This is a genomic window from Ralstonia condita (assembly GCF_958405655.1).
GTDB classification, from domain to species: domain Bacteria; phylum Pseudomonadota; class Gammaproteobacteria; order Burkholderiales; family Burkholderiaceae; genus Ralstonia; species Ralstonia condita.
Genome location: NZ_CATYWO010000003.1, coordinates 383,090 through 400,435 on the forward strand (window position 1 = coordinate 383,090; position 17,346 = coordinate 400,435).

At 64.4% G+C, this 17,346-nt stretch carries 13 protein-coding genes; 4 read left to right on the plus strand and 9 right to left on the minus strand.

What is annotated here, in order from left to right:
* Positions 1–41 precede the first annotated feature (41 nt).
* Positions 42–2,159 (plus strand): UvrD-helicase domain-containing protein, encoded by a 2,118-nt coding sequence (locus tag R2N03_RS13490; RefSeq protein ID WP_316658152.1) that lies wholly within the window; start codon positions 42–44, stop codon positions 2,157–2,159.
* Positions 2,160–2,250: 91 nt separating this feature from the next.
* Positions 2,251–2,736, plus strand: a complete 486-nt coding sequence (eco, locus tag R2N03_RS13495; RefSeq protein WP_316658153.1) for a serine protease inhibitor ecotin — start codon at positions 2,251–2,253, stop codon at positions 2,734–2,736.
* A gap of 37 nt (positions 2,737–2,773) precedes the next feature.
* Here eco and R2N03_RS13500 read toward each other — a convergent pair whose 3' ends face one another.
* Positions 2,774–3,886, minus strand: coding sequence for an ABC transporter substrate-binding protein (locus R2N03_RS13500; RefSeq protein ID WP_316658154.1), 1,113 nt, complete (start codon positions 3,884–3,886; stop codon positions 2,774–2,776).
* Between the two features lie 234 nt (positions 3,887–4,120).
* Here R2N03_RS13500 and hemN point away from each other — a divergent pair, with 234 nt between their 5' ends.
* Positions 4,121–5,605, plus strand: a complete 1,485-nt coding sequence (gene hemN, locus R2N03_RS13505; RefSeq protein ID WP_316658155.1) for an oxygen-independent coproporphyrinogen III oxidase — start codon at positions 4,121–4,123, stop codon at positions 5,603–5,605.
* Positions 5,606–5,614: 9 nt separating this feature from the next.
* Here the strand turns inward: hemN and pyk are convergent, their stop codons facing one another.
* The 5 genes from pyk to gcl form a co-directional block, all read right to left on the minus strand.
* A complete protein-coding gene (pyk, locus tag R2N03_RS13510) occupies positions 5,615–7,093 on the minus strand; it encodes a pyruvate kinase (RefSeq protein WP_316658156.1) in 1,479 nt (492 codons plus the stop codon).
* A gap of 626 nt (positions 7,094–7,719) precedes the next feature.
* Entirely contained in the window at positions 7,720–9,039 is a 1,320-nt protein-coding gene (locus tag R2N03_RS13515; RefSeq protein ID WP_260803948.1) for a glycerate kinase type-2 family protein, read from the minus strand.
* 77 nt (positions 9,040–9,116) lie between these two features.
* Positions 9,117–10,178: a 2-hydroxy-3-oxopropionate reductase gene (gene glxR, locus R2N03_RS13520; protein ID WP_316658198.1), complete on the minus strand. Its 1,062-nt coding sequence runs from the start codon at positions 10,176–10,178 to the stop codon at positions 9,117–9,119.
* Positions 10,179–10,667: 489 nt separating this feature from the next.
* Positions 10,668–11,450, minus strand: coding sequence for a hydroxypyruvate isomerase (gene hyi, locus R2N03_RS13525; RefSeq protein WP_063392273.1), 783 nt, complete (start codon positions 11,448–11,450; stop codon positions 10,668–10,670).
* 43 nt (positions 11,451–11,493) lie between these two features.
* A complete protein-coding gene (gene gcl / locus R2N03_RS13530) occupies positions 11,494–13,269 on the minus strand; it encodes a glyoxylate carboligase (protein WP_316658157.1) in 1,776 nt (591 codons plus the stop codon).
* Between the two features lie 344 nt (positions 13,270–13,613).
* Between gcl and R2N03_RS13535 the strand changes: the two genes are divergently transcribed.
* Positions 13,614–14,525 carry a LysR family transcriptional regulator gene (locus R2N03_RS13535; protein ID WP_316658158.1) on the plus strand — a complete coding sequence of 304 codons (912 nt, stop codon included), beginning with the start codon at positions 13,614–13,616 and terminating at the stop codon, positions 14,523–14,525.
* A gap of 8 nt (positions 14,526–14,533) precedes the next feature.
* Here the strand turns inward: R2N03_RS13535 and R2N03_RS13540 are convergent, their stop codons facing one another.
* From R2N03_RS13540 to R2N03_RS13550, 3 genes are read right to left on the minus strand one after another with little or no spacing between them, the layout of a single operon-like run.
* Positions 14,534–15,121 (minus strand): IMPACT family protein, encoded by a 588-nt coding sequence (locus R2N03_RS13540; RefSeq protein ID WP_316658159.1) that lies wholly within the window; start codon positions 15,119–15,121, stop codon positions 14,534–14,536.
* A 6-nt stretch (positions 15,122–15,127) separates the two neighbouring features.
* Complete coding sequence (locus R2N03_RS13545; protein WP_428984406.1) at positions 15,128–15,859, minus strand: GntR family transcriptional regulator; 732 nt, start codon at positions 15,857–15,859, stop codon at positions 15,128–15,130.
* The gene (locus tag R2N03_RS13550) at positions 15,852–17,192 is read right to left on the minus strand and encodes a C4-dicarboxylate transporter DctA (protein WP_316658160.1); all 1,341 of its coding nucleotides are present in this window, start codon (positions 17,190–17,192) and stop codon (positions 15,852–15,854) included. The genes R2N03_RS13545 and R2N03_RS13550 overlap by 8 nt, the downstream gene beginning before the upstream one ends.
* Positions 17,193–17,346: the final 154 nt, after the last annotated feature.

Below are 17,346 nucleotides of genomic sequence, written 5' to 3' on the forward strand. Positions count from 1 at the left end.
CCGCTGTACCTTCCCGCCTGCTTTTTCTTCTGCCTGTTCCCATGTCTTCCGGTCTCGCCCACGGGCTCAATGCTGCCCAATCCGAAGGTGTGCATTACCTCGATGGCCCGTGCCTGGTGCTGGCCGGGGCGGGCTCAGGCAAGACGCGCGTGATCACGCAGAAGATCGCGCACCTGATCCTCGACAAGGGCTTCGAACCGAAGCACATCGCTGCCGTCACTTTTACCAACAAGGCCGCCAAGGAAATGCAGGAGCGCGTGGCCAAGCTGATGGACGGCAAGACACGCGAAGACGGCAAGCGCATTCCCATCAAGCAGTTGACGGTGTGTACCTTCCACTCGCTGGGCGTGCAGATCCTGCGGGCTGAGGCCGAGCATGTCGGCCTCAAGCCGCGTTTCTCGATCATGGATTCGGACGATTGCTTCGGGATGATCCAGGAGCAGCTCGCGACGACCGACAAGCAGTTGATCCGCCGCGTGCAGAGCACGATCTCGCTGTGGAAGAACGGTCTCGTCGACCCGGACACCGCGATTGCCGAGGCGCTCGCCAACAACAACGTCGATGACCACCAGGCGGCGCTCGTCTACCGCAACTACGTGGCGACGCTGCATGCGTATCAGGCGGTGGACTTTGACGACCTGATCCGCATTCCTGCCGAGCTATTCGCTCGCAATGAAGAGGTGCGGCTGAAGTGGCAGAACCGCCTGCGCTACTTCCTCGTGGATGAATACCAGGACACCAACGCCTGCCAGTACCAGCTGCTGAAGCTGCTGGCGGGCGGTTCGCACCTGCGGGCGCCGGCCTTCACGGCGGTGGGCGACGACGATCAGGCCATCTACGGCTGGCGCGGCGCCACGCTCGACAACCTCAAGCTGCTGCAGACGGATTTCCCGAACCTGAAGGTCATCAAGCTGGAGCAGAACTACCGCTCCACGGTGCGCATCCTGAACGCGGCCAACGCCGTGATCGCGCAGAACCCCAAGCTGTTTGAGAAGACGTTGTGGAGCGAGCACGGCATGGGCGACGCGATCAACGTGACGAGCGCCAATGACGAAGAGCACGAAGCCGAGAGCGTTGTCTTCAAGCTCTCTGCCCACAAGTTCGAGCGTCGCGCGCAGTTTCGCGATTACGCGATCCTGTATCGCGGCAACTTCCAGGCGCGCCTGTTCGAGCAGATCCTGCGCCGCGAGCGCATTCCGTATGTGCTCTCGGGCGGGCAGAGCTTTTTCGACAAGGCCGAGATCAAGGACCTGTGCGCCTACCTGCGGCTGATTGCCAATGCGGATGACGATCCTGCGTTCATCCGCGCCATCACCACGCCCAAGCGCGGCGTGGGCAATGCGACGCTCGAAACGCTGGGTTCGTTCGCGGGGCAGGCCAAGGTGTCGCTGTTCGAGGCGGCGATGATGGGCGGTATCGAGGCGCAGCTCGCGCCGCGCCAGCTGGAGCCGCTGCGGGTGTTCTGCGAATTCATCGTGCGCTTGTCCGACCGCGCTGCGAAGGAGCCGGCCGCCACGCTGCTCGACGAGATGATGGAAGGCATCCACTACGAGGCCTACCTGTACGACACCTACGACGAGCGCCAGGCGCAGAACAAGTGGACCAACGTGCTGGAGTTCCTCGACTGGCTCAAGCGCAAGGGCACCAAGCCCGAGAAGGACGATGACGAAGAGGCCACCGGTTTCGATAATGCCGATGGCCTGATGGACACTGGCAAGAACCTGCTGGAACTCACGCAGACCATCGCGCTGATCAGCATGCTCGAAGGCAAGGAAGAAGACCCGGATGCGGTGCGCCTGTCCACGCTGCATGCGAGCAAGGGGCTGGAGTATCCGCACGTGTTCCTGGTGGGCGTGGAGGAAGGCATCCTCCCGCATTGCCGCGAAGACGACGACCTGACCGACGAGAAGATCGAAGAAGAGCGGCGGCTGATGTATGTGGGCATTACGCGGGCACAGCGCAGCCTGCATATCAGCTGGTGCAAGAAGCGCAAGCGTGCGCGCGAGACGGTGGTGTGTGAGCCGTCGCGCTATATCGCCGAGATGAAGCTTGGCGAAGACGCGGGGCCGACGCCGGAGGACACCATGCCGGCGATGTCGCCGAAGGACCGGCTGGGCGCCCTGAAGGGCCTGCTGGCGTCGAAGAAGTCCGTTGCCTGATGCACCAGGATTGGCCGGACGCCGTATTCCTGTCTAAAGTGACGCTCACGAAGAACCGCCCAGGAGCGCACATGAAGCTGACCCCGAATCTTTGCTGCCCGCCGTATTCGCGACGTTGTGCTGCGTTGCAGGTGCCGCGCCAGCGGCTGCCCCGGGCGCGGCGTTGAGCGCCGACGACATCAAGATGTTTCCCAAGGCCCCCGACGGCCAGAAGCGCGTCGTCATTGCATTGCCGGCCACCGCGCACGAAGACGACATCCGCGTCGAACTCATCGTCGGCAAGACCATGCGCGTGGACTGCAACCGCCACTGGTTCATGGGCAACCTGAACCAGGAGACCGTGCAGGGCTGGGGCTATGGGTATTACCGGCTCGCTGGCGCCAAGGGGCCTGCTGCCACCATGATGGCGTGCCCCGGCCAGGCGGAACGCGAAGCGTTCGTGCCCGTGCAAGGCGAGGGCTACCTGCTGCGATACAACAGCCGCCTGCCGCTGGTGGTCTACGTCCCGCATGCGTTCGAGGTGCGCTACCGGCTGTGGCACGCCTCGACGGACGTCCAGTCGGGCCGCGAGCAATAGCGTCACGGCGAGCGGCGCGTATGCCGCGTCGGCCTGCCTAGTTGCCGCTGCCTTGGATGTAGTTCAGATCCACGAAGTCGCTGCCGCGATTGCCGCGCGTGAAATCGAGCGTGAAGCCGCCGAGGTCGATGCGTGTCCGCAGCGCTCGCCGCAACTCCGCGCCCGCAACCTTGCCGCCTGCCGCGTTCATCGCCTGCACGAGATAGGTTGCCGCGATGTAGCCCGACAGCGTTGCGGCCGATGGCGGTTCATCCAGAAACTGTTTCATGCGCGCCATGTGCTCGCGTGCGATCTTCGTGCCGGCGCTGGCAGGGTTTGGCACGGTCTGCGCGAGCAACATGCCACCGCTGTAGCCTGCGCCGAGGATCTCGCGTGCCACCTGTGGGTTCACCGACGACAGCCCGACCAGAAAGCCATACCAGCCGTGCTGCGCCAGCGCGCGGCCCACGGTCGAGTAGGCGAGGGTGTCGCCCGCGACGATGACGGCGGTCGGCTTGGTCGGGGCGATGCGCGCGGCGAGTCCGCCCGGGTCGTCCGCCAGTGTGTATACCTCGAGCGTCTCCGCCGCGTCGCCTTTGCCTGTTGCGGCGGCGGCCAGGGTCTCACGCAGATGCGCACCGACTTGCGGGTCGAAGCCCGCGGTGGTGACGAGCGCAATGCGTCGCATGCCGAACTGGCGCAGCCGGTTGTGTGCCGCGACGATCTCGTGGTCGTCATCCGGGCGGATGAACCAGACGTTGTCGGAGTGCGACGTCGCCCCCGACAGCGGTGCCAGCAGCGGGACGTTACGCCGGGCAATGTCCGGTGAGGCGGCCAGCGCAGGCAGTAATCGCTCGCTCACGCCGAAGAGCACCTCCGCGTGATCGCGCTCGATCATGTCGACTGCTTGCGGCACGGCCGCGGTCTGGTCGACCTCGCGCCTCACCAGGGTGATACGCCTGCCCTTGATGCCGCCACCCTGGTTGGCGGCGTCGAAAGCCACCTTGGCTCCAGCCATGAAATCGCGTGCGTAATCGGCCTGCGCGCCGCCCCGCTCCAGCAGTTGACCGACGACAAACGCGGCGTCGCCTTGCGCATGCGCGGGCAACGTCACAACGGCGGCCGCGCAGGCCAGGGCGCACGCGTAGCGGCGTGCGATTTTCTGCCACATGGTGCTTCCCCCAAAGGTCGAACCGAGCGCACGCGTTGTTGTTATCTGCAGACAGCGCAGGCGTGCGCGGATCGGCGATGTTAGATAGGGAAGCGTGACAGATCGGTGAAGTTCGACCCCTCCCATGGGAGGGGGAGGCGTGTTTGAACACCCTTTGCACCACGTTGATACACATCAACGCGCGGCGATGGGGCCGGGCATAGCATGAGCCATCGCCCTCGCAATCCACGCCCCATGTTCCCCTTTGCCCAACCGGCTGCCGCGGATCCGGCTGCCGCTGACACCGCCTTCCGCTGGTCTGCGCCGCAAGTGCGCGCGCTGGCCCAACGCTTCGACACGCACGGCCCGCGCTATACGTCGTACCCCACGGCGGATCGCTTCCACAATGGCTTCGGCAACGCTGATTACCTCGATGCGTTGCACCGCCGCGCCGCCATTGCGCCGGCCTTGCACGCACCGCTGTCGCTGTACATGCACCTGCCGTTCTGCGCCAACCTTTGCTACTACTGCGGCTGCAACAAGGTCATCACGAAAGACCATTCGCGCAGCGCCCGGTATATCCGCGCGCTCGCCCACGAAATGGCGATGGTGGCCCGGCATGTCGGACCGCTGCGCCGCGTCACGCAACTGCACTGGGGTGGCGGCACGCCCACGTTCCTTGCCCACGACGAAATGCGCGCCGTCATGGCCGCCGCGCGCGAACACTTCAGCCTGGCAGCGGACGCGGAAATCTCCGTCGAACTGGATCCGCGCCACGCAGATGACGCCACGCTCGAGGTGTTGGCCGAGATCGGCTTCAATCGCGCGAGTCTCGGCATCCAGGATTTCGATCCCGACGTGCAGCGTGCCGTCCATCGGATTCAGAGCGTGGAAGATACGCGCCGCGTGGTCGATACCGCCCGCCGCCTTGGCTTCGAGTCGATCAGCTTCGACCTGATCTACGGCCTGCCGTATCAGCGCACCGAGACGTTCAACGCCACGCTCGATCGCGTGCTGGAGATGGCGCCTGACCGGCTGTCCGTCTACAGCTATGCGCACATGCCGCATCTGTTCAAGGCGCAGCGCCGCATCGATCCGCTCACCCTGCCGACCGCCGACGACAAGCTCGACCTGCTGGGCATGACGGTGGAACGCCTCGTGTCGGCGGGCTATGTCTACATCGGCATGGACCACTTCGCGCGGCCGGATGATGCGCTGGCCATTGCGCAACGGGAAGGGCGGCTGCAGCGCAATTTCCAGGGTTACTCCACGCACGCCGACTGCGACCTGCTGGCCTTCGGCGTCTCCGCCATCAGCCGCGTGGGCGATGTGTATGCGCAGAACGAAAAGGATCTCGATGCGTACTATGCGCGTGTCGATGCCAACGAGCTGCCCGTTCTGCGGGGCCTGTCGCTGACGCCGGACGACCACGTGCGCCGCGCATTGATCGGCGAGCTGATGTGTGGGTTCGAGCTGGACATGCGCGCGTTCGGGGCGCGGCACGGCATCGACTTCAAGCGTAGTTTCGCTGACGAGCTGAAGGCGCTCGCACCGCTGGAAGAGGGTGGGCTGGTGAAGGTGGGCGACGAGCGCATCGTCATCACGCCACAAGGCCGGCTGCTGGTGCGGCGCATCGCCATGGTGTTCGACGCGCATCTGCGTGCCGGCGGCACCGAGCGCGCGGTCGAAGCCGAGGGCAAGCCCATCAGCTTCGTGCCGCGCTACTCCAAGGTGGTGTAGCCCGCCGTCCTATGCCGACACGGGCTCGGGCTGCTGCGCGGCCATGGCCGGCAGCGTGCCGGTCGCCGTCTGGGGCCAGATTTCCGCCAGGCGCAGCAGGTTGGTTGAACCGGCCTGACCGAACGGCATGCCCGCCGTGATGGCGATCTGATCGCCCGGCACGGCAAAGCCCTCGCGCGCGGCGGCACGGCAGGCTGCATCCACCATTTCATCCACGCTCGCCACATCGGCGCTGACGGTGCTGTGCACGCCCCAGGCAATCGCCAGGCGACGGGCGGTGTCCAGGCGCGGCGTGATGCTGACGATGGGCGCCAGCGGCCGCTCGCGTGCGGCGCGCAGGCTCGTCTTGCCGCTGGACGTGTACGTGACGGTGGCCACCGCGCCCAGGATGTGCGTCACGTCTCGCAGCGCCGCGCAGATGGCGTCCTGGCGCGTGGGCAGCGGTGCCAGGTGTTGCGCGTCGATCAGGTTGCGGTACAGCGGGTCGCGCTCCGTCTCGGCAATGATGCGGTTCATGATGCTGACCGCCGCCACCGGATGCTTGCCGCTGGCCGACTCGGCCGACAGCATCACGGCATCGGTGCCGTCGTACACGGCGCTGGCCACGTCCGACGCTTCGGCGCGCGTCGGTACCGGCGCCTCGATCATCGATTCCAGCATCTGCGTGGCCACGACCACCGGCTTGCCGTGGTGGCGCGCCATGCGCAGGATGCGCTTCTGCACGCCGGGCACGCGCTCGGGCGGCAGCTCCACACCCAAGTCGCCGCGTGCGACCATCAGCGCATCGGACGCCTGCACGATGTCTTCCAGATGCAGCAGCGCTGCGGGCTTCTCGATCTTGGAGAGCAGGCCGGCGCGGTCGCCGATGATCTCGCGCGCGGCGATCACGTCTTCGGCGCGCTGCACGAATGACAGCGCAATCCAGTCCACGCCCAACGACAGCGCGAAGTCCAGATCGCGCAGGTCTTTCTCGGTGAGCGCGGGGATGGGGATCACCGCGTCCGGCACGTTCACGCCCTTGCGGTCCGACAGCGGGCCGCCATCGACCACGCGCGTGACGATAGCCGTCGGGTCGGCGGCTTCCACCGCCAGGCGGATCTTGCCGTCATCGAGCAACAGCGATTGCCCCGGCGCGGCAGCCGCGTACAGCTCCGGATGCGGCAGGTGCACGCGCGTGACATCGCCCGGCGTCGGGTCCCGGTCGAGCACAAAGCGATCGCCGTTCTTGAGCACGACACGGCCGTCGGCGAACGTGCCGATGCGCAGCTTCGGGCCCTGCATGTCAGCGAGGATGCCGATCGGGCGGCCGGTCTCGGCCTCCACCGCGCGCACGGTGTCGTAGCGCTTGCGGTGGTCGTCGTGCGAGCCGTGGCTGAAGTTCAGGCGGAAGACGTCTGCGCCCGCGTCGAAGAGGGCGCGGATGGTGTCTTTGTCGCTGCTGGCGGGGCCAAGGGTGGCGAGGATTTTGGTGTTGCGGAAGCGGCGCACTTTGTTGCTCCGGGTGGGGTTGTTTGTTTGCTTGGTTGGGCCTTGGCGGTCCACTCCCTTTTCACCCCCTGCCGGGGGCGACTCACTTTCTTTGTCTTGCCAAAGAAAGTAAGCAAAGAAAGGCGCGCCCGAGATGGCGACCCCTTCCTTGAATTTGTGTAACCGGGCGGAGACGGGGAAAACTCGCTGCGCTCAAACAGTTCCCCGTCTTTGTTCCGCCCGCTTACACAAATTCAAGGCGCCATCTAGGGCAGGGTACGGCCACACAATCTGTGTGCTGTCCTAGTTGGCTCCGTTTGTTGCTGTGTTGCTCGCCTTGCTTCGCGTTGTGCTGCTGGTTCCTACTGCACTCGTGATCGACGGTTTGGCCCTTGACGTTCCTGCCCTTGATGGCGCCTTGAATTTCTGTTGCAGGGAGGAAAAAGGAAGGGAAACTGTCTGAGCGAAGCGAGTTTTTCCCTTCCCCTCCCTGCGACATAAATTCAAGGAGTCTTTCGCCATCTCGGGCGCGCCTTTCTTTTGCTTACTTTTCTTTGGCAAGACAAAGAAAAGTGAGTCAGCCCCGGCAGGGGATGAAACAAGGGATGAACCACAAACATCAATCAATCCATCCCCCCAATCCAACATCAGCCAGTAATCAAAACCGCCCGAAAATCATTCACATTCGTCCGCGTAGGCCCAGTCACAATCAAATCGCCCAACGCATCAAAAAACCCATACCCATCGTTGTTGTCGAGCAACTGCTTCGGCTTCAACCCAAGCGCTTCAGCACGCGCCAAACTATCCGGCGTCAACATCGCACCCGCGTTGTCTTCCGAGCCATCAATGCCATCGGTATCGCAGGCAATCGCGTACACACCGGGCAGGCCATCCAACGCCACACCCAGGGCTAACAGGAACTCGGCATTGCGCCCACCGCGGCCGTTGCCGCGCACGGTCACCGTGGTTTCACCACCCGACAGAATCACGCACGGTTTGGTGAACGGCTGGTTGCGCGCCACGATCTGCCGCACGATGCCGGCGTGGACTTCGGCCACATCGCGCGCTTCGCCTTCAATGCTGTCCGACAGGATGTGCGCCTCGTAACCGAGCGAGCGTGCCTGTGCTGCGGCGGCTTCCAGCGCGTGCTGCGCCGTCGCAATGACATGGCTGCGATGGCCTTCGAAACGTGCATCGCCGGGCTTGGGTGTTTCGCCCGCGCCGGTTTCCAGATGACGGCGCACCGCTTCGGGCACGTCGATGCCGTATTTGTCGATCACGGCCAGGGCATCCGCGCAGGTGGTGGCGTCGGGCAGCGTCGGGCCGCTGGCGATGAGCGTCGGGTCATCGCCGGGAATATCGGAGATCAGCAGCGTCTCCACGCGCGCCGGTGCGCACGCCAGCGCCAGGCGCCCGCCCTTGATCGATGAGAGGTGCTTGCGCACGCAGTTCATCTCGCCGATGCTCGCGCCGCTTTTGAGCAGCGCACGGTTGACGGACTGCTTGTCGGCCAGCGTCAGGCCTTCGGCCGGAGCGGCCAGCAGGGCAGAGCCGCCGCCCGAGATCAGGCACAGCACGAGGTCGTCTTTCGTCAAACCTTCGAGCAGGCCGACCATGCGTTGCGCGGCACGTTGGCCGGCGGCATCGGGCACGGGGTGCGAGGCTTCCACCACTTCAATGCGGCCTTGCGTGCCGGGCGCGCGGCCGTGCTCGTAACGCGTGACGACCAGGCCAGACAGCTCGCCCTTCCAGTGCTGCTCCACCGCCTCGGCCATCGCCGCTGCGCCCTTGCCCGCACCGATGACGATGGTGCGGCCACGCGGCGGTTCGGGCAGGAATGCAGGCAGGCATTGCGCAGCGCTGACCGCAGCCACCGCGGTATCAAACAGGCCGTGCAGCAACGCGCGCGGCGACGGATTGGGCAAGGCGGCGCGCAGGGCGGCCTGGGCAGACTGGTCGTGGTGCATGGCAGAAGGCGGGGAGACAGCAAAAAGAACTGCCGCCGCCCGAAGGCTGCGACAGTGCACACAACTTAGGCACGCATTCAGGCGATGTCGTGGTTCGACATGATCTCGATCGCGCGGCACAGCGCCGAGTGGTCTTGCTTGCCCATGCCGTTGGCGGCGCAGGTGTTGAACAGCTCCTGCGCGGTGGCCGTGTTCGGCAGCGCCACGCCCAGCGTCTTCGCACCTTGCAAGGCCAGGTTCAGATCCTTCTGGTGCAGCTCGATGCGGAAGCCCGGCTCGAACGTACGCTTGACCATGCGCTCGCCATGCACCTCAAGAATGCGCGAGGCAGCGAAACCGCCCATCAGTGCCTGACGCACCTTTGCGGGGTCGGCGCCGGCCTTCGATGCGAACAGCAGCGCTTCCGACACGGCCTGGATGTTCAGCGCCACGATGATCTGGTTGGCCACCTTGGTGGTTTGGCCGTCGCCGTTGCCGCCGACCAGCGTGATGTTCTTGCCCATCAGGTTGAACAGCGGAGCCACGCGATCGAACGCAGCCTGCTCACCGCCCACCATGATCGTCAGCGATGCGGCCTTCGCGCCCACTTCGCCACCCGACACCGGAGCGTCCAGGTATTGCGCGCCGGTCTTGTTGATGCGGGCTGCAAAGTCCTTCGTCGCGATCGGCGAGATCGAGCTCATGTCGACGACGATCTTGTTGGCAGCAGCGTCCTTGCCGGCATCCTTCAGCGCCTTGGCGACGCCCTTCTCGCTGAACAGCACGGCTTCAACGTGCGGGGTGTCCGGCACCATGATGAAGATGATGTCGGCGCGCTTGGCGACTTCTTCCGCGCTCGTGCAGACCGTCACGCCGGCTTCCACCAGCGCGGCCGGGGCCGGGTTGACGTCGTGCACGAACAGCGTGTGGCCGGCGGCGCGCAGGTGGCCTGCCATGGGGGCGCCCATGATGCCGAGGCCGATGAAACCGAGGTTGAGATTGTTTGCCATGGTGAGGGATCTCCTTGGTTTGAATGTGTTGGTGGTTCGTGGTTTGTGGTTTGGGCCTTGGTGGTCCGCCCCCTTTTCACCCCCTGCCGGGGGCGACTCACTTTCTTTGTCTTGCCAAAGAAAGTAAGCAAAGAAAGGCGCGCCCGAGATGGCGACCCCTTCCTTGAATTTGTGTAACCGGGCGGAGACGGGGAAAACTCGCTTCGCTCAGACAGTTCCCCGTCTTGCTTCCGCCCGCTTACACAAATTCAAGGCGCCATCTAGGGCAGGAACGTCAACGGCCGAACCGTTGGTGTGCGGGCCCTAGTGGCCCTTGTTTGTTGCTGTGTTGCTCGCTTTGCTTCGCGTTGTGCTGCTGATTCCTACTGCACTCGTGGTCGATGGTTTGGCCGTTGACTTTGTTGCCCTAGATGGCGCCTTGAATTTCTGTTGCAGGGAGGAAAAAGGAAGGGAAACTGTCTGAGCGAAGCGAGTTTTTCCCTTCCCCTCCCTGCGACATAAATTCAAGGAATCCTTCGCCATCTCGGGCGCGCCTTTCTTTGCTTACTTTCTTTGGCAAGACAAAGAAAAGTGAGTCAGCCCCGGCAGGGGATGAAACAAGGGATGCACCACCGGAGCAAAACCAAACCGAACAAAAGCTCAAGCAACGTTGTGCGCCGCCCGCCAACCAAGACCTTCAACCGTCCCAGCCTTAGGCTTGTACTCACACCCAACCCACCCGGTGTACCCAATCTCATCCAACCAACGGAACAAGAACTGGTAATTGATCTCCCCAGTCCCCGGCTCATTGCGCCCAGGGTTGTCGGCCAACTGCACATGCTTGATCTTGTCCAGATGGCGCTTCAGCGTGCTAGCCACTTCGCCTTCCATCCGTTGCATGTGATAGATGTCGTACTGCACGTACAGGTTGGACGCGTCCACGTCGTTGATCAGGTCCAGCGCCTGCTGCGTGCGGTTCAGGTAGAAGCCCGGAATATCGAACGTGTTGATCGGCTCGATCAGCAGGTCGATCTTCTCGGCCTTCAGTGCCTTCGCCGCAAACTTCAGGTTCTCCACCAGCGTCTTGCGCGCAGCGTCTTCGCTCACGCCTTCGGGGCGAATGCCCACCAGGCAGTTGAGCTGTTTCACGCCGAGCACCTTCGCGTACTTGATGGCTTCGCCCACGCCGTCCTGAAACTCGCTCACGCGATCCGGCAGGATGGCGATGCCGCGCTCGCCGCCGTCCCAGTTGCCGGCCGGCAGGTTGTGCAGGACGAGGTCGAGCTGGAAGCGGTTCAGGCGATCGGCAATCTGGTCGGCATGAAACGCGTAGGGGAACAGGAACTCCACACCGCGAAAGCCCGCACGCGCGGCGGCTTCGAAGCGGTCGAGGAAGGCCTGTTCGTTGAAGAGCATGGTCAGGTTGGCTGCCAGCTTTGTCATGGTTTCTCCTGTTATCGGACGGTGAGGGAACGACGCGCCGTCTTTATGCGGTGACGCCTTCGGCTTCCGTGAGGGTGTCTTCCAGGTCGAGCACCTCTTCAAACTCGACCACGTTGTCGATCTCCGTGCCCATTGCGATGTTGGTCACGCGCTCGAGAATCACTTCCACCATCACCGGCACCGAGAACTCGGCCATCAGCAGGCGGGCCTGCGCGAAGGCGGGTTCGATGTCTTCGGGCTTGAACACACGGATTGCCTTGCAGCCCAGGCCTTCCACCACCTTCACGTGGTCGACGCCGTAGCCGTTCAGCTCGGGTGCGTTGACGTTGTCGAAGGCGAGCTGGACGCAGTAGTCCATGTCGAAGTTGCGCTGCGCCTGGCGGATCAGCCCCAGGTACGAGTTGTTCACCACCACGTGGATGTACGGCACCTTGAACTGCGCGGCCACCGCCATCTCTTCGATCATGAACTGGAAGTCGTAGTCACCCGAGATGGCCACCACGTCGCTGTTGGGCGAGGCCACCTTCACGCCGATGGCGGCGGGAATCGTCCAGCCCAGCGGGCCTGCCTGGCCGCAGTTGATCCAGTGGCGCGGCTGGTTGACCGACAGGAACTGCGCGGCAGCGATCTGCGACAGGCCAATGGTCGACACATAGCGAACGTCGCGCGGGAAGTACTGGTTCATCTCGCGGTACACGCGCTGCGGCTTGATGGGCACGTTGTCGAAGTCCGAGCGACGCTGCATCGTGCGCTTGCGCTTCTGCACGTCGGCGTTCCAGCGCTTGCGGCACGGCAGCTTGCCGGCGGCCTTCAGCTCGCGCGCGACTTCAATGAACTTCTCCAGTGCCGCCTTGGCGTCCGACACGATGCCCAGGTCCGGCCCGAACACGCGGCCGATCTGGGTCGGTTCGATATCGACGTGGATGAACTTGCGGCCCTTGGTGTACACGTCGACGCTGCCGGTGTGGCGGTTGGCCCAGCGGTTGCCGATGCCGAACACGAAGTCCGACGCCAGCAGCGTGGCGTTGCCGTAACGGTGCGACGTTTGCAGGCCGACCATGCCGGCGTTGAGCGGGTGGTCGTCGGCCAGCACGCCCCAGCCCATCAACGTCGGGACCACAGGCACGTTCACCAGCTCGGCAAACTCGACCATCAGCTTGGCCGCATCGGCGTTAATCACGCCGCCGCCGCACACCAGCAGCGGGCGCTCGGCTTCGCACAACATCTCGATGGCGCGCTCGGCCTGCGCACGCGTTGCCGCGGGCTTGTAGACCGGCAGCGGGCTGTACGTGTCGGGGTCGAATTCGATTTCGGCGACTTGCACGTCGAACGGCAGGTCGATCAGCACCGGACCCGGGCGGCCCGAGCGCATCAGATGGAAGGCTTGCTGGAACACGCGCGGCACCAGCGCTGGCTCACGCACGGTGACGGCCCACTTCGTGACCGGCTTGGCGATCGACTCGATGTCAACGGCCTGGAAGTCTTCCTTGTACAGGCGGGCGCGCGGTGCCTGGCCCGTGATGCAGAGGATGGGAATCGAGTCCGCCCAGGCCGAGTACAGGCCGGTGATCATGTCGGTGCCGGCGGGGCCCGACGTGCCGATGCACACGCCGATGTTGCCCGGCTCCGCACGGGTGTAGCCCTCGGCCATGTGCGAGGCGCCTTCAACGTGGCGGGCCAGCACGTGGTCAATGTTGCCGGCGCGGCGCAGCGCCGAGTACAACGGGTTGATGGCGGCACCAGGCACGCCGAAGGCCGTGGTGATGCCTTCTTTTTCCATCACCGCAACGGCGGCATCAATCGCTCTCATCTTCGGCATGGGTGTCTCCAGGAAGGGGAAGGTGGGAATGGCTTTGAACGGATCCTATTCCCGCATGCCGATATCGATAAACGCTGCTTTCGTTAGTTGATTGCGAACCAAGTGTATCGAATTGGTTTCTGTGCCGCAGCAGCGGGCGACGCCTTTCACCGCGATGAATCGTTTGTTTACGCCACTTCGCAGCCAGTTTGTGCGACGCAAAAATTCAGCGCGTTGAACGAGCACCGATCACATCACCTCGCATCATTTCAGACATTCGTCACAGGTGATGTGCGTTGGAATGCTGCAATCCGCGTACCGAATTCTCCCTACAATGTATGGACATTGCAGACTGGAATGATGGAATGGACAAGCTCAAGCAGATCGAAGCGTTCATCGCCGTGGTGGAACACGGCAGCATGGCGGCCGCCGCGCTCACCCAGGACGTGACGCCCGTGATGATCGGCCGGCGCATCAACGCGCTCGAGGCCCGGCTGGGCGTGAAGCTGCTGCACCGGTCGACGCGCAGGATCGCCGTCACGGAGCAGGGTGCCGTGTTCATGGAGCAGTGCAAGAAGGCGCTGGGTGAACTCGACCGCGCGGAGCTGCTCGTCGCGGAAGGCCGTCACAAGGCGACGGGGCATCTGATTGTCTCTGCACCGGCTGCGTTCGGCCGCAAGCACGTCGCGCCCCACGCGCCCGACTTTCTGCGCGCCAACCCGGACGTGCGCATCTCGTTCAACCTGACCGACCGCGTGGTCGACCTCGTGCGCGAAGGCTATGACGTGGGCATCCGCATTGGCGGCGCGATCGATCCGAACTTCGTGGCGATCCGCCTGGCGTCGAACAAACGCGTGGTGTGCGGCACGCCCGCGTATTTCGCCAAGCACGGCGTGCCCCGCACGCTGGACGACCTGGCCCATCACAACTGTCTCGCCTTCAACCTCCAAGGGGGACAGCAACGCGGCTGGTATTTCCAGCAGAACGGCAAGGCCGTCACCGTGAAGGTGAACGGCAACCTTGATTGCAACGACGGCGAACTGCTGCACCGCTGGATGGGCGAAGGCCTGGGCCTGGGCTGGCGCTCGACGTGGGAGATCCAGCCCGAACTGGAATCCGGCGCGCTGATGACGGTGCTGGACGACTACGCACTGCCCGACTACGACATCCTCGCGGTTTACCCGCAGCAGCGGCCGGTGCCGGCCAAGATCCGGTTCTTCATCGAACACCTGAAGACGGTGTATGGGCAGCCCGGGTACTGGTCGCGCGGCAAGTGACGCGTCGATCAGTCTGCGATGACGATGCGCCCTTGCGTGAGGTCACGCAGCATGTCCCTGGCCGCAGCCTCGTCCGTGACGGGCAGGCGCACGGTCAGCGTGACGCCCGCATCGTAGGCGGCATCGACAAGCGTGTAGCCGCCGTCGTCGATCCAGCGGCGGATGCGTGCTTCATCGGCGTAATCGGTGGCAAGGGTCAATGTGGTGCGCGCAATGCGCTCCACGCGTTCGGCCCGCATGAGCGCGGTGGCAATCGCATCGGTATAGGCGCGCACGAGGCCGCCCGCGCCAAGCTTCACGCCGCCGAAATAGCGCACCACCACACCCAGCGTGCTGTCCAGGTCATGGTGCCGCAGCACCTCGAGAATGGGACGACCGGCAGTGCCTGACGGCTCGCCATCATCGGACATGCCGGACTGGCCACCCGCCAGCAGCGCCCAGCAGACGTGCGTGGCGGCGGGGTGCTCGGCGCGCAGGCGCGCAATCACGTCCATGGCGGCAGCCCGGTCCTCCACCGGGATGGCCCATCCGATGAAGCGGCTCTTCTTGATTTCCAGCTCGGCCGAGACCGGCGCGCGCAGCGTGTATGTCGGCACGCGCGGTCAGGCCAGGAGGGCGGCAACGAGGTCCGTTGCGCGACCGCCCGGTGATTCAAACCGGAGTGACGATTCGGTGTGTGCCATGTGCTCTTCCATCAGGGCAATCGCGCCTTCCACGTCACCGCGCTTGGCGGCTTCCAGAAAGGCGGTGTGCTCTTCCGACGAACGCACGGCGTCGTAGGTGGATTGATACAGCATCGTGATGACCGAGCTGCGGGCGGACAGCTCGCGCAGCATTTCCTTGAGCACGCTATTGCCGACCACGTCGGCCAGCAGCAGGTGGAAGTCGGCCATCAGGCGGTTGCGGCGCGGCACGTCGGTGCTGGCCGCCACCTGGTGCTCTTCGGCCAGATGCTTTTCCAGCCGCGCGTAATCGGCGGGCGTGGCTTTCGCGATGAACTCGCGCGCCAGCGCCACCTCCAGCACGCGGCGCACGGCAAATACCTCGCGCGCCTCGGTCTCGTCCGGCTTGGCGACGAACGCTCCGCGGTCCGGCTCCATGCGGATCAGCTTGTCCTTGGCCAGCATCAGCAGCGCCGCGCGAATCTTGGTGCGGCTGACGTGGTACACGCGCGCCAGCGCCTCTTCGCGCAGCTTGGTGCCGGGCGGCAGCCGATGCGCGACGATCGCCTGGGCGATGTCGTCAGCGATGCCTTCGGAGGAGATGTCGGCGGCGGTGGTTTCGGTCATGGTGCCGATTTTACCGCCGTCCGACAGGATGCCCACTTCAGGCATGCGGCAGGGTGTGCGCCGCCGCTGCCGGCACGCCGTGGCTGTGTGCGATCACCTCGCCTTCCTCGGTGATGTCGATCTTGCCGTCGAGCACCGCGTGGGCGCGCGCCCGGTCGATGTCCTTCTCCCAGGCAGCGATCACCACCGTGGCGACGCAATTGCCGATCAGGTTGCCCAGCGCACGGGCGATACCGATGAACCAGTCGACCGACAGCACCAGCACGAGGCCGATCGCCGGAATGGCCGGAATGACCGACAGCGTGGCCGCCAGGATCACGATGGCCGAACCGGGAATGCCGTGCGCCCCCTTGGAGGTGATGAGCGCCACGCCCAGGATGAGCAGCAGATCCTGGAAGGCCAGCGGCGTGTTGGTCGCCTGGGCGATGAATACGGCGGCCAGCGTCAGGTAGATCGAGAATGCATCGAGGTTGAACGAGTAGCCGGTCGGGATGACCAGGCCCACCACCGAGCGCTTGATGCCCATCTTCTCCAGCTTGTTCATGATGGACGGCAGCACCGCGTCCGACGAGGCCGTGCCCAGCACCACCAGCAACTCGGCACGCAGGAAACGGATCAGTTTGAAGATGTTGAAGCCCGCCAGGCGCAGGATGCTGCCCAGCACCACCACCACAAAGATCGTCACGGCCACGTAGAACAGCAGCACCAGGAAGCCCAGTTGCTTGAGCGACCCCGCGCCGTACTTGCCGACCGTGAAGGCCACCGCGCCGAGCACGCCGAGCGGCGCGAGGCGGATGATCACGGCCATCATGCGGAACAGCACGTGCGAGAACTGGTCGATCAGGCTGACCAGCGGCTTGGTGCGCTCACCCAGCAGCGACAGCGAGCAGCCGAACAGGATCGACACCAGCAGCACCTGCAGGATGTCGCCCTTCACAAAGCCGCTGACAAAGGTATCCGGGATCAGCTTGAGGAAGAACGCCGCCACGCCCGTCGATTCCACCTGCTTGGCCGTGTTCATGTACGAGGCCATCGCGGACGGGTCGAGCGTCTTCGGATCCACGTTCATGCCGTGCCCCGGGCCGAAGAGATAGGCCAGCGCGATACCCAGCGCCAGTGCGATCGTCGTGACGACTTCAAAGTAGATGACGGCCTTGCCGCCCACGCGTCCGACCTTCTTCAGCTCGCCCGCCCCGCAGATGCCGACCACCACCACCGAGAACACGATCGGCGCGATCAGCATCTTGATGAGTTTGAGAAAGGCGTCGCCGAGGGGCTGCAGCTTCTGGGCGAATTCCGGCGCCCAGATGCCCAGCGCGATGCCCAATGCGAGGGCAATCAAAACCTGCCCGAACAGCGGGCGCGTAAAGCGTTGCATGGTGAATCCTCCTTTGGATTTGCACGTGTCTCGAGCCTCCTTTCTCGTCTGCTGCGATTGTCGGAAAAGCTCTGTCGCACTCGCTGCATCGCACCAAATTGTCATGGCGAATTGTCGAGCGGTGACGCCATCATAGGCGATACATTTTTTGTAT

Coding starts and splice junctions, on each gene's coding strand:
- R2N03_RS13535 (WP_316658158.1), top strand. CDS start 13,614: ATGGACAAGCTCAAGCAGATCGAAGCGTTCATCGCCGTGGTGGAACAC.
- R2N03_RS13545 (WP_428984406.1), bottom strand. CDS start 15,859: ATGCCTGAAGTGGGCATCCTGTCGGACGGCGGTAAAATCGGCACCATG.
- R2N03_RS13515 (WP_260803948.1), bottom strand. CDS start 9,039: ATGCACCACGACCAGTCTGCCCAGGCCGCCCTGCGCGCCGCCTTGCCC.
- hyi (WP_063392273.1), bottom strand. CDS start 11,450: ATGACAAAGCTGGCAGCCAACCTGACCATGCTCTTCAACGAACAGGCC.
- hemN (WP_316658155.1), top strand. CDS start 4,121: ATGTTCCCCTTTGCCCAACCGGCTGCCGCGGATCCGGCTGCCGCTGAC.
- R2N03_RS13490 (WP_316658152.1), top strand. CDS start 42: ATGTCTTCCGGTCTCGCCCACGGGCTCAATGCTGCCCAATCCGAAGGT.
- R2N03_RS13550 (WP_316658160.1), bottom strand. CDS start 17,192: ATGCAACGCTTTACGCGCCCGCTGTTCGGGCAGGTTTTGATTGCCCTC.
- R2N03_RS13500 (WP_316658154.1), bottom strand. CDS start 3,886: ATGTGGCAGAAAATCGCACGCCGCTACGCGTGCGCCCTGGCCTGCGCG.
- gcl (WP_316658157.1), bottom strand. CDS start 13,269: ATGCCGAAGATGAGAGCGATTGATGCCGCCGTTGCGGTGATGGAAAAA.